This is a genomic window from Pseudofrankia inefficax (assembly GCF_000166135.1).
In the GTDB taxonomy this organism is placed as follows: Bacteria; Actinomycetota; Actinomycetes; order Frankiales; family Frankiaceae; genus Pseudofrankia; species Pseudofrankia inefficax.
In genome coordinates, this window is the sequence record NC_014666.1 from 8,581,067 (window position 1) to 8,594,008 (window position 12,942).

Annotated in this window: 7 protein-coding genes; 2 read left to right on the forward strand and 5 right to left on the reverse strand. The window is 70.4% G+C overall.

Going from position 1 to position 12,942, the window contains the following annotated elements; genetic code table 11:
- Positions 1–157: 157 nt before the first annotated feature.
- Positions 158–1,627, forward strand: a complete 1,470-nt coding sequence (locus FRAEUI1C_RS34860; RefSeq protein WP_013428104.1) for a tetratricopeptide repeat protein — start codon at positions 158–160, stop codon at positions 1,625–1,627.
- Between the two features lie 50 nt (positions 1,628–1,677).
- On the opposite strand, the gene FRAEUI1C_RS34865 is transcribed toward FRAEUI1C_RS34860, so the two are convergent.
- The 3 genes from FRAEUI1C_RS34865 to FRAEUI1C_RS34875 form a co-directional block, all read right to left on the reverse strand.
- Positions 1,678–3,285 carry a toll/interleukin-1 receptor domain-containing protein gene (locus tag FRAEUI1C_RS34865; protein ID WP_013428105.1) on the reverse strand — a complete coding sequence of 536 codons (1,608 nt, stop codon included), beginning with the start codon at positions 3,283–3,285 and terminating at the stop codon, positions 1,678–1,680.
- Between the two features lie 123 nt (positions 3,286–3,408).
- Positions 3,409–5,436: an nSTAND1 domain-containing NTPase gene (locus FRAEUI1C_RS34870; RefSeq protein WP_013428106.1), complete on the reverse strand. Its 2,028-nt coding sequence runs from the start codon at positions 5,434–5,436 to the stop codon at positions 3,409–3,411.
- Positions 5,433–6,314, reverse strand: a complete 882-nt coding sequence (locus FRAEUI1C_RS34875; RefSeq protein ID WP_013428107.1) for an SIR2 family NAD-dependent protein deacylase — start codon at positions 6,312–6,314, stop codon at positions 5,433–5,435. The genes FRAEUI1C_RS34870 and FRAEUI1C_RS34875 overlap by 4 nt, the downstream gene beginning before the upstream one ends.
- A 946-nt stretch (positions 6,315–7,260) precedes the next feature.
- Between FRAEUI1C_RS34875 and fxsT the strand changes: the two genes are divergently transcribed.
- Entirely contained in the window at positions 7,261–9,759 is a 2,499-nt protein-coding gene (gene fxsT / locus FRAEUI1C_RS34880; protein ID WP_232425581.1) for an FxSxx-COOH system tetratricopeptide repeat protein, read from the forward strand.
- Positions 9,760–9,782: 23 nt separating this feature from the next.
- Here the strand turns inward: fxsT and FRAEUI1C_RS34885 are convergent, their stop codons facing one another.
- The gene (locus FRAEUI1C_RS34885; RefSeq protein ID WP_013428109.1) at positions 9,783–11,660 is read right to left on the reverse strand and encodes an HEXXH motif domain-containing protein; all 1,878 of its coding nucleotides are present in this window, start codon (positions 11,658–11,660) and stop codon (positions 9,783–9,785) included.
- An 8-nt stretch (positions 11,661–11,668) separates the two neighbouring features.
- Positions 11,669–12,901, reverse strand: coding sequence for an FxsB family cyclophane-forming radical SAM/SPASM peptide maturase (locus tag FRAEUI1C_RS34890; RefSeq protein ID WP_013428110.1), 1,233 nt, complete (start codon positions 12,899–12,901; stop codon positions 11,669–11,671).
- Between the last annotated feature and the right edge of the window lie 41 nt (positions 12,902–12,942).

The following is a 12,942-nucleotide window of genomic DNA, read 5'->3' on the forward strand; positions in this document are numbered from 1 at the left end:
CGGCTGGACGACCGCGAACGATTGGCGCAAAACCGGCCCGGACCGGCGCGCCGCACCCCTACCATGCAGCGGACCCGCCGGGCCGGCCCCGGCTTGGCTGAGGGGATTGCGGGATGCCAGCCCACGCTGAGCGCGGCGGCCGTGCGGCAGCAGCCTCGTGACCGCGCCGGAAGGTACCCCGTCGCCCGGCCCCGAAGGCACCATCAATCCGGCAGGATCCGTCAACGGCGAACCGGTGGCCGTCGCGCTCGGAAACGCCTCGTTGTTCGGCGTCGGCTACCTGATGCTGGGCCGCCGCGGACTCGCGGCGCTGACCGGGCTGGTCACGCTGGTCCTGCTCATCATCCTTGGCACCGCCGCGCGGACCCTCTGGTTCGAGATCGTCGTCCTGCTGTGGTGGCTCACCCTCGTCGCGCACGGCTGGTACCTGGCCGGCGGCTGGCCACCGCGGCGCCGGCGGGCCGGGAGCAGAAGTCGCCTCGTCCTCGGCGTGGCCGTCTTCCTGCCGGTTCTGGTCGCCTTCGCACTGCTGCGCCTCCACGTCGCCTCGATCAACGACCGGGTCGCCGCCGCGGTCCGGTCCGGCGACTGCCGACGCGCCACCGCCGCCCTGGCCGGCCGCTGGGCGGGCGACTATCTGGCGGACGCCCCCGGCGCCGTCCGCGGCGCGGGCACCGGGCGGGTCTGCGGCAGCCTCGGGGACACCGCGGGCCGCCTCGACGCGGTCGTCACGAACAGCGACCTGAGCTCGCTACCACCGGCGCTGACGAACCTTTCGGCCGTTCTCGCCGCGTGGCCCGACCACGCCCCGATGGTCCTGCGGACCCTCGACGACTTCCTCGGCCGGTTGCCGCTGTCGAACCCCTGCGACACCGTCAAGGTCCTCGACACCCTCGGCGCCTACAGCCCGCGGGACGCCGTCCGAGACCAGGCGGGGGCCGCAGTCCCCCGTCTCACTCCGCCGGCGCTCCTCGGCTGCGGCGACCGCGAGTTCGGTTCGAAGGACTGGAACGGCGCGAAGGCCTCCTACCAGCGGCTGCTCGACGACTACCCGAAGAGCCCGCTGGTCCCCAAGGCCTTCGGCGGACTCGTCGCGGCCAACCGGGCGATCGAGCTGGATCACGTACGCGCCGCCCTGGGCGCCGGTCCGGACACGTCCTACTGCTCGAACCCGGTCACCTGGAGCGGCGCGACCCCGTATCGCGGCGCCTCGCCGAACCGGGCTGTGCTCCACGGCCAGAACACCTACACGAACCAGCTGCCGGGCGACTGGCTGGTCGACGACGTCGCCAAGGCTCCGCTCGTGATCTGCGTCAGCCCGAAGGAGTACGGGGACCTCGTCGAGAGCTGCGACTACGACTCCGACGCGGTGACGAGCGTCTTCGGAACCAGAACCGTCTCGTTCCACAAGGTCGCCGTTCCGATCCGCGTGGTCGAGGTCCTGACCGGCCACGTCGTGGCCGACCTGCGCGTCCAGGTCACCGGCGCCAGCTGCCCGAGCGTCATCGACTACACGACGTTCGGCTACTTCGACACCGGCCCGTCCCCGGACATGTACGTGGACGTGCCGGACTCCGACGTCAGCGCCGCCGTCCGTGACGCCCTGGCCCCGATCATCAACCCCTGACAGCCAACACAGCATCCAGCTCCCGGCCGGCCCGTACCAGGTCACGGAGATCAGAGTCGCCACAGTCGCACTGTGTGGTCATTGCCCGCACTGGCCAGGAACTCCCCGTTCGGGGAGAAGGCGACCGCCCGCACCGCGGCCCCGTGGTCGGCCAGCGGGGGACCGACCGGCAACGGACTGGCGGGCTCCGTAACGTCCCACAGCCACACCGTCCCATCGGCGCCGCCACTGGCGAGAAGCCGCCCGTCCGGCGCGAAGGCCGCCGCCAGCACCGCGCCGGCGTGGCCCTGGATAGGTGGCCCTGCCGGCCGCGGCCGGGCCGGCGCGCTCACGTCCCACAACCGCACCGCCCCGTCACCGCCGCCGCTGGCGAGAAGTTGCTCCCTGGGCGAGAACACCACCGCCTGCACCGACGTCCCGTGGTCCGCGAGCGGCTGGCCAGCCGCTCGCGCCCGGCTCGGCTCGGCCACGTCCCACAGCCGCACGGTCCCGTCGCGGCTGCCGCTGGCGAGGACGTCACCCCGCCCGGAGAAGGCCACCGACCGCACCCAGCCGGCGTGCCCGACGAGAGGAGCACCGCACGGCTTGGGGCTTCGTGGCTCAGCCACGTCCCACAGCCGCACGGTCCCGTCGTGGCCGGCGCTGGCCAGAATTCGGCCGTCACCGCTGAACGCGACCGACAGCACCCAGTCCTGGTGACCGTCGAGCGGCGCACCGCACGGCCGCGGCGGCCCGGGCTCCGCCATGTCCCACAGCCGCACCGTTCCATCAGCTCCGGCGCTGGCCAGCAGCTGACCGCCCAGGGCGGCCGTCACCGCGAGCACCCAGTCGGTGTGGCCCACCAGGGACTTTTTCCACGGCCCTGGCCGGGGCGGTTCCGTCACGTCCCACAGCCGGATCGTTCCACCGTTCTCAGGCCCGGCCCCGCCGCGGCTCGCACCCGCGAGCAGGCGGCCGCCCGCGGCGAAGGCCACCGCGTAGACCAGGTCGTCCGGGCCGGCGAGTCGCTGCCCGGGGTGTCGCGGGCCGGTCAGCGGCGTCTGACCGGGTCGCGACCGGCCGACAGCGGGCTGGTCGGTCAGCCCCTGCGGCGGGTCGCCGCCAGCGGAAATCGGGGCCGAGGCCACGCTTCGTGGTGCCGCGTCATTGGCCGTGACCGGGAAGGCCGGTGCGACCGCCCGCGACGACGCTGGGAAGAGCGGAGGCGTCGCTGGTTTGTCCCGGCCGGCGATCGCCCCGCGAATCGCGCCGAGCAGCCGCGTACGCGCGGCGTCCGGTCCTAGGCCGAAGAGGTCGATCGACACGATCGTTCGTAGCAGCCCGGGTCGCGGGCAGTTCTCGACCCGGACGGGCACCAGCCTCCGGTCGAATCCGGTCGGGTCCGCGGCCCGCGCCGCGTGCCATTCGCCGACACCGAAGACCGAGCCGAGGTAGGCCTCGGAAAGGATCGCGATCGTGCGGTGCGCCGTCCGGATGCCCTCGTCCATCCGGACCGACCAGTTGGAACCGGCGACCGAGTCCCACGCCTGGAGCAGGACCCGGTAGTCCGCCGCCTCGAGCTGCCAGGCAACCCATTCGGCCCAGGCCTGGTCACTGGGACCGTACGAGATGAAGAAGTCCGCCGCCTCCGGGCCGGTTCTGTCCCCCGCGACCGCCACAACCCGGATCTTCGCACCTTCTCGCCCGGCCGGCGGCGTACTCGGTTCCGGTGCGCCTGCGGCGTCGCCAAGCTGACGTCCGAGGTCGCCGGCGCAGCGCCGAGCACAGCGCCCGGCCTGTGATCAGCCGTCAGGATCGATACTGGTCAGATCCTCCAGCAACCGGCGGGCCTCCGTACGCCGATGCGGCATGAGGGGCGGGTCCGCGCCGCGTAGCGCGCTCGTGAGCAGCGCGACGGCGCGCGTCCTGTCTCCGGTCAGCGCGGCGACGATCCCGGCCCGCCACTGGACCACCGGGTCGGCGGGCGCCGCCTCGAACGCCGCGTCGGCCTCCGCCTGAGCGTCCGCGAGGCGATCGAGCCCGGCGAGCGCCCGGGCGCGGGCCGCACGCAGCACCGGCTGGCCCGCGGCCGCCGGCTTCAGCCGGGCAAGGATGTCCAGGTCCTCCAGCGCGGCGGCGAACTCACCGAGCTCGACGCGCACCTCCCCCCGGCCCGCCAGGGCCTCCACGGCATCGGGGGCGTAGCTCAGCACGCTGGCGTAGACCCCCTCGGCGCTGCGCAGCTGCCCCGCCTGCCACAACGCGTCCGCCAGCTCCGTTCGCAACGTCCGATCGCCCTGCAGGCGCGCCACGGCACCCTCCAGGTCGACGACGGCCTCGTCGTGGCGGCCTTCCCGCAGCAGCACCTGGCCGACGGCGGCGAGCAGCATGCCCACAGCGGTGGAATCCTGCATCAGCTCGTAGAGTTCGGCGCCGCGCCGGTAGCGCCGCGCGGCCTCCTCGTACTTCTCGGTCTGGAAGGCCAGGTCACCGAGGAACGACTCCCCCTCCGCCTGGGCTCGCAGGTCGCCCTCGGCGAGGCGGACCGCCTCCAGCGCGTGCTTGCGCGCGAGGTCCAACTCGCCATCGGCGAGCGCGGCCTCCGCGGCGCGCAGATAGTCGACCGACCGGCCGTCGGGCAGCTCCGTCTCCGAACGCCGCCAGCCGCCCCGCACCGGTTCGATCAGCCGGTCGTGGGCCAGCTCGAACCACCGGGAGCCCGAGCGCCACTCGGCCTTCAGGATGTGCCGGTCGACGAACGCATGGGCGACGGCGTTGGGCATGCCGGCGGTGCGGCTCGCACCCTCGTAGACCGTGTTGCGGGTCCCCAGCTCGGTGATGAACGTGCGCCCGAGCCAGTCGCGCAGAGCCGACTCGGGGAGCCCGTGGTCCCGTGCGACATACGCGACGGCACGACCGCAGAACTCCGCGAGAATGCGGTTCAGGTCGCCATAGCTCTGCAGGTGCTCGCCCGTGATCACCATCGTGTCCGGCGGCAGGGCGTCCCACAGCGCCGAGCACACCACCTGCAGCTGAACCGCCTCGACGCGGTCGGCGCGTACCACCGTCGTCTCCCCGGTCCGGTCCGTGAAGGCGGTGGTCCGCACATCGTCGACCAGCCGTTCGGCTACGCCGGCGCCGAACGAACGCCCCGTACCTCGCAACGGCCCGGTCGCCGCCTCGATCGCCTCCGGTACCTGGAGAGGACGCAGTTCGAACCGCGTCCGCGAGTCCCGCGAGAGCCTGGACTCATAGGGCAGCAGGCTGGCCAGGCTGTCCTCACGGACCGAGATCAGCAGCCGCAGCAGTGGCACCGCCGAAATCGCCTCCGCCAGATCGTCGATGAACTGCTCGCGATACTGCTGACGATGCGGGAAGTCGCGGAAGAGTTCCTCGAACCGGTCGATGACGGCGAGGATGGGCAGCGGGTCGCCATAGGGGTCCGTCCGGTCTGACCGTTGGCTGAAGAACTCCGCGATAGACAGGCCGGACAGATGATGGGGAGGGTCGGTCGGCGACCAGGAGGAAAGCAGCGCGAACGTGTATGGATTGTGCCGGGGCAGTGCCGCGGTCGGCACCTGTGAGGCCTGGAAGGCCCGCCCCACTGGCAGCATCTCCGCGGCCTCGTCGGGGAACTGCGCGCGCATCCCGGCCGCGACCAGCGACGTCTTGCCCACACCCGAGGCTCCGTAGAGCACCACCAGCCGGTGGCTCGACCACAGGGCCGCGAGCCGGTACGAGTCGTCGCGCCGGCCGAAGAAGAGGTCGGCGTCGTCTGCCTGGTACGAGCGCAGACCGACGTACGGCGCGCGGCGGACGGGCCCGCTCATGTCAGAGCCAGCAAGGACATGAGGCGAATGCAGAACTCCGACGTGGACCCCCAGAAGACCGTGACGTGCTTCTCGTCGAAGTACCGCTCGAAGTAGGCCTTGACCTGCGTCTCCAGGCTTCCGTCCCCGTTCGGGCTAGGGGTGAGCTGCACGCTGACGTGCCGGCGCAGGTGGACGGGAGCCAGGGTACGGAGTACACCGTGCAGCAGCATCCGGAATGTCCAGTCCTCGAAGCTGTAGCCGACGAAGAGCAGCGGACGGTTCTTCAGGGCGGCGATCACCGACGTCGGAATCATCCGGCTGACGGTCGTTCGGTTCTCGGCGAGGGTGGCCATGAAGTCGAGGTGGTCGTCCTCGGTGAGCACCATCGACCGGGCCTCGGCGAGGCTTCCCTGCAGATGGAAGACCACAGGCCGGTCGGGGTCGGCCGGGCCGAGCTCGGTGTCGGGCGCGTCCGCGTCTGGCCGCTGGCCGTCCCAGGGGCACACGAGGGCCCGGGGCTGTCTGCCCTCCTGCCGCAGGGCGGTCACCATGAAGTCGTCGTAGCTGGTCGTGACGTAGACCGCCAGGGGCAGCCGAGCCAGCAGACCGTGCGCCTGTGTCGCGTCGCCGAGGTTCGGGTAGCCCCTGGCCAGGAGCGCCTCCCTGACCTGCCCCTTGACAAAGATCGGGTCCCGCTCGACGGTCGCCGCGTACTGCATGACGCGAGGAAGATCCCGGGCCGACTCCGGAAATGGGTAACCATAACGGTCCGCCCATTCGGCCGACAGATCGCCGTCGGCCGGCAGCGCCGGGTAGCAGGCACCGGTGCCGAGGAATGGGGTGCAGTCACCGTTACGAAGCTGGGTCACGAGCTTGTCCCATGCTCGGTCGTCCACGCCTGACTCCCGCCGGTCGACCCGCGCGCCGCGCGGCGCCCCATAGTCGACGAACTGTAGTAGCGAACGCCGGGCAGCAGACCAGCGGTAGGCGGCTGGGTGTCTGTCATTCTGCCACGTCGCGCTCGCCACGGCGTGGCGTTCGCGCCATTCCGGCGGTGGTATGGCCGTACTTGTCGCGACGACGGCTCCGGTCTCACGGCGCGCGCCGTCCCACGCGGACGGCGCCGCGGCGGCCTCACTGTTGGGGCGCAATCGCGGGTGCTCACGCGCATTTTGGGCCTACCGTGCCCTGCACCGGCGAGAAACGTCATCCGCGACGATCCGTCTCGCAAATCCAATTCAATCGGGATTGTTGCGCGCTCGTTGATGGGGGACCTGGCCGATTCCCCTACGGATTCGCCTCTCAAGGACGCCACCCGCGCAACGTCGTCAATCCCGCGATGCGGGCCGCGCGAGGCCGGGCACCGCGCGGGTCGAAACCGCCTGCCGCGTCGGGATTCTCCATCACGTCGGCTCAGGCGTGCCGCCCGCGCCCTCGTGCCACCGTCCGCACGCGTCGACGCCTCGCGACAGCCGGCCGGCGGGGCGGCGCCGGACGTTTCGACACGCAGGCACGGCCCCTGACCCTACTAGCACTCGGCGGGCACCGCCGTGCCGCAAGACCTGGACGCCGCCGATTCACCCGCTCCGACCTCTTGACCCGCCGCGACCTCTTGACCCGCTGTGACCTGCGCATGCCGGCCAGAACTGCCGGTGCGGTCTGGCCGGCTTGCCGGGCGGGTCGGACACGGAATCCTGGACGCGGTTAGATGACCGAGCGAAGGTGTACCGGCCGGCAACCGCGACGGCATAACATCGTAGTGTCTTGAACGACGGGGTGAGAGGCGTGGCCGTGAGCGTCGAATCGGTGGACCGTCCGGGCGCGCCTGGCCGGGTGCCCGCCGTGTGGGGCCATGTCCCGCAGCGGAACAAAAACTTCACTGGTCGGACGAACCAGCTCTCGGAGCTGCGCGAACGATTGATGGCGCGACGGCCGGGGGGAAGCGCCACGGCGGTCGTCCCGCAGGCGGTATATGGCCTTGGCGGTGTCGGTAAGACCCAGCTCGCCATGGAGTACGCGTATCAGTACGCGCACGAGTACGACGTCGTCTGGTGGGTCTCAGCGGACCAGCCGGGCCTGATCCGGGCCGGCCTGGCGGCCCTGGCCCCGCGGCTGGGGCTGACCGTCGCGCTGGACCGCACCGAGGACGCGGTCGCCGCGGTCCTCGACGCGCTGCGCCAGGGCACGCCGTTCAAAAACTGGTTGATCGTGTTCGACAACGCGGAGCAGCCCGAGTCGCTGACCGGGCTGCAGCCGCAGGGCCCTGGCCATCTGCTCATCACGTCACGCAGCCACCGCTGGCAGAGCCGGGTGGACACGCTGGAGATCGCGGTGTTCACCCGCGCGGAGAGCGTGGAGTTCCTCGATCGCCGGGTGCCGGGCATCCAGCGCGAGGGTGCCGACCGCCTGGCCGAGGCGCTCGGCGACCTGCCACTCGCGCTGGAACAGGCCGGCGCGCTGCAGGCCGAGAGCGGCATCGGGGTCGACGACTATCTGGAGCTGTTCGAGGAGAACGCCAGGCAGGTGCTCAGCGAGAACCTGGTGGCCGACTACCCGCACAGCGTCGTCACCACGTGGAACCTGGCCCGGGACGCGGTCGGGCGCCAGAACCCCAACGCGCTCGAGCTGTTGCGGCGGTGCGCGTTCTTCGGGGCGGAGCCGATCGCCCGGGACCTGTTCAGCAACGGCAAGTTCGCGCTCGACGGCGATATCAGGGACTTCCTCTCGAACAAGTACGAGCTCGCCCGGGCCACCCGGGAGCTCGGCCGTTACGCACTCGCGCGCATCGACAACAGCGCCAACACGCTGCAGGTCCACCGGCTGATGCAGCGGCTCATCCGGGACGACCTCAGCGAGGCGGAGGCCGAGAGGATGGAGCACGACGTGCACCTCATCCTCACCGTCGCCGACCCGAACGATCCCGAGAACGTCGACACCTGGCCCGCCTACGCGGATCTCTACGGCCACGTCGTCGCCTCGGGCGTGGTTCACTGCCAGAACCCCGAGTCCCGAGAGCTTTTCATCAACGTCGTGCGGTACCTCTACCGCTCCGGCGCCTTCTCGGCCGGCCTGGCCGAAGCGGACCATGCGATCGAGCACTGGACCCAGGATGCCGGTGCGGACGATCCGAACGTGCTCGTCATGTGCGGCATCAAGGCGGACCTGCTGTGGATGACCGGGCGATACGCGGAGGCGTATGAGCTGCGCCGGCCCACCCTGGAGAGCATGCGCAGGACGCTGGGGCCCGAGCACGAGGCGACGCTGATCGTCCTCAACGGCCGTGGGGCCGACCTACGAATCAGAGGAGAGTTCCGCGCGGCCCTCGAGCTGGATGAGGAGTCGGTGCCCCTGCATCAGGCGGTGTTCGCCGAGCATCCGTTCACCTTCTACGCGCTGAACAACCTGGCGATCGACTACGGCCTGAACAGCCGGTATGAGCGCGCGCTGGAACAGCGCCTCCAGAACTACGAGGCTCTGCGCATCTTCTACGGCGGGGACGACCACGTGCTGGTCGTGACCGCAAAGAGCCAGCTGGCCCAGGACCAGCGCCAGGCCGGTCTGTACCTGCAGGGCCGCGAGACGGCGGAGCAGGCTTACAGGCTGTGCAACGAACTGGTCGCGCGCGGAAGACTTTTCGAGTTGCACCCCTTGACGCTCGCGATCGCGCGCTGCCTGGCGGTGAACCGTCGCAAGGCCGGCGACTTCCCGGGCGGCTTGGTGCTGGCTCGTGAGGTCTACGACAAGTACACGAGAATTTTCGCGCCGGACCACCCCGATCGGCTGGCCGCCGCCATCATCCTCGGCAACGCGCTGCGCGCCGAGAATGAGACCGACGACGCGGTCGACCGCATCGAACGCACTGTCAGCCGATACGGCGAGGCACTCGGCGCGGACCATCCTTATACGCATGGCAACCTGTTGAACCTCGCGCTCGTCCGCCGGCAGGAGAACAATCTCGCCGAGGCGCGCGAGCTCCTCGAGAAGGCCCTGGCCGGCCTCACCCGGAGCCTTGGCCCCGAGCACCACTACACGTTGACCTGCGTCACGAACCTCGCGACGGCTGTGTCCGAGAGCGGCGACGTCGAGGCCGCCCAGCGAATGGGCGAGAGCACGCTAACTCATTTCCGTAGCCTGCTCGGCCCGAACCATCCGCACACTCTCGTGTGCGCCACGAATTATTCCCTCGACCTACGCCAGCTGGGCCGAGCCGCTGAGGCGGACGATCTGTACGCCGAGACGATCGACCGGTACCAGAAGGTTCTGGGGAAAGAGCATCCGGACGTCCTCGCGGCGATGAATGGCGCGCGCCTCGACTTCGACTTCGAGCCGCCGGCTCTATAGAACGCCTGGCTGGCCGCTTCTGTTCAGCCCGAGACCAGCCAGGCAGCCACCGCCTCAGGATCGGCTTTCTCCCCGCCGAGCGCGCCGATCCGCTGGCAGACCGCCCTAATGACCTCCGGACGTGAGACCAGGGTTCGCTGATCAGCGGTGCCGAGACGCGCGTGGCTGATCGCGAGGCCGGTCCATGCGTCAGGCCGCTCGCGGCCGGCCGCGATTTCGGCGTGGTAGGCCCGCGCGGCCTCGGCGTAGTCGCCCGACATCAGTAACAGGTCGGCGAGCGCCGCGTTCGGGACCGTAGCGCCGAGACGGTTCGGCTCTTCGCGCAGCCGTGCGAACCGCCCGGGGTCTACGAGTCGAAGCCGGGCGAGCTCAAGGTGCGGTTCCGGCAGCTGACCGCGCGGTGAAGCCACGATGGCCGCCGAGATCGTGCGTGCATCCGCGTTGGGCTGCCCCGCTAGCCACGACCGCGCCGCCGCCGTGACAGAGGTCGGGTCGGGTCGCAGGTTTCGCAGGCGCCAGGCCGTCGCGTGCGCGGCACCGATATCCAGCGCCAGCTCACGCACGACCGCTGGTACAGGATCCTCGGACCAAGCACCGGCGCTCGAGGCCATTCCCGCGAGGAACGCCGTTCCGAGCTCCGTCAGCATTCCGGACGAGCCCAGCACGCCAAGCGTCTGGGACACCGCCTCACGCCAGCGGGCGAACTCGAAATCGGCCACCTGACGGCTCGTGCCCCGAGCGACCAGCCGATGGTCTCGCCAGAAGGACGTCACTCCCAGATAGGCGTACGCGCCCTGCAGGAGCCCGCCGATCGGCCGTGGGTCCGCACGCCAGGGAGCGTAGTAAAGCGTCTCGCCTTCCCGGCACAGATCGACCATGTCGAGGAGCGCGAGGAGCTTGGCGTGCTGGGACTCGTGCACCAACGTCGCAGCGAATACGAGCCCGTTTCCCGGGGGCGTGAGGCCGACGGCACCCACCGCATCGCCGGACGACGCGCTGACCGCCCACTGTCCACGGCCTGGGTCGAGGGGCACCAGGCAGCGCAGGCCGGACGCGATCGCCGCGGCACGATTCTCACCTGGTCTGACGAGTATTTTCCAGGCCTCGTCGAGGCAGCGTTGCCACGCCGCCACGTCCGCCGCCGAAAGCCGGTCCGCCGCGTCCAGACCTTCGAGGTGCCGAAACGGGTCGAGATCATCGACGGCGAGCTCGATCGCGTGGTCGTCCGCGACGCTGCGCAGGCGCCGCAGCGCGAGCCACGATGCGTCAGCCCGCGGTTCGGCCGACGCCTTCCACCAGACAGACGCCCCGCCACCCGAGTCCTTTCCATGACCCAAGTCGAGGACAGGAATCACGACGCTTCCCGCGTCCTCCCTCACCACGACGATCTCCACCCGGCCGGTGCCAGCAGGTCCTCGCAGACGCGCCCAGCCGTCGGGAGCGGCAACGCGAACGAGACCGGCCGTCGGAAGCATCACCGCCCTGTCGCGCACCCTGACCGACGTCTCGAACGACTGGCCGGCCCGCAGCGCGGCGACAGCGGCGATGGCCCCAAGATGCCCAAGGTCCGCCTCGCTCCGCGTCGCATCCGGCTCGGGTCCGACCAACTGCCGGAGAGTCCGCACCGCCCAGGCCCCGACGTGCGGATAGAGCAGTACCTCGGCGACCGCGTCCGGACTGGCTCTACGGGCCGCGGCAAGGGTCTCAAGGGCCTCGTCCAGTCCGGCCGCGACATAGGCGTGAGGGGCTTGCGCTCTCGCCACCTCAGCCACCGAATACACCATCAGAATGCGCTTGCTCAGCTGCGTGGAACGCAGTACCGCGACGACTTCAACGCTCCCGGCACCGGCCGCCAGCTCGTCGAAATGTGCTTTGGCGAGTCGATGCGTGATCGGTTGCACCGGCTCGTTCAGCGCCGCCGCCGCGGTAGGAGAGCGACCTCGCCGGCAATACTGTCGCGAATATGGCGGATGAGTGTGAGCAGATCAAGGCAGTAGACGGAGGGGTTGTCAAAGCCCGTGTCGGCCCGATAGCGATGCGGGTAGAAGCCCCCACCGCAGACGTCGCGTACCTCGCAGGCGCGGCATTCGGCTGCTATACCCTCGATGCCGGCCTGGCGAGCCAGGATTGCCGGATGTCGCAAGGCCAGATCCAACGGCCCGGTCATCACCGACAGGCCCGTCACCGCCGCGCCGTCGTAGGCGACTTTCAGAGCATCAGCTTGCTCCAATGTCCCGTCGCTCTCCACCACGAGCACACTCACCGGCGTCAGCCCTACCGCTTCCGTCGCGCTGTGGCCACCGAACAGCAGATGAATGATCTCCGAGAACAGCCGGACGTTCGGACGACGGGCCGCTCGGTACCAACGGTCGAAGACGGCGATCAGCCAATCCGCGTAGGGGGTGGCCGGATCGTCCGGCAGCCGGCCGGGTGGCGGGGCAGCCCAGGTGCCGTGGGGAAGCAGAAAGTCAATCTGGGGCGGCGAGTACCTGAGCAGTTCCTCGTAGACGGAGACCGGCTCGTTGACCAGGTCGACGACACACAGCAGGCCGGCGAAGAGCTCGCGGTGAGGCGGCGCGGTCAGCCGTTCGAGAGCGGCCGCCACGCGAGCATGACTCGCGCGGCCGGCGCCGGTGACGCGATGCCGGTCGTGAGCGGCGGCGGGGCCGTCGAGGCTGACCCCCACCTGGACGCGGTGCTCCCGCAGCACCGTCAGCATCCGCTCATCCAGGAGCAGGCCGTTGGTCTGTACGACGAACTGCGGCGTGACCCCAGCGGGGATCTCGGCACGCAACGTCGTCAGCGCCTCGCCCAGCCAGGCTGCCCCAGCCAACAATGGCTCGCCGCCATGAAGGATCACCCGGACCGACGACAGCTGATGGGTTCGGGCGTGCTCGCCGATGCGACGCGCGGTCTGCGCGAGGATGTCGACCGGCATCACGGCGGGCTGGCGCCGCCAGCTTTGGTCGGCCATCTCGTAGACATAGCAGTAGTCGCAGGCAAGGTTGCAGCGACTCGCCACTTTGAGCACGAACTGGCTGAACGGTACGGGGGCAACGCGGCCAGCTTTACCCGGGGGCAGGCCACCTGACGGATCTCGGCGTTCAGCGGGCCGGGCCGCCCCGCCGTTGAAAAGTGTCACTGGCGCCACCTCGGCCAACGCCCGGCTGAACTCGCGGCCAC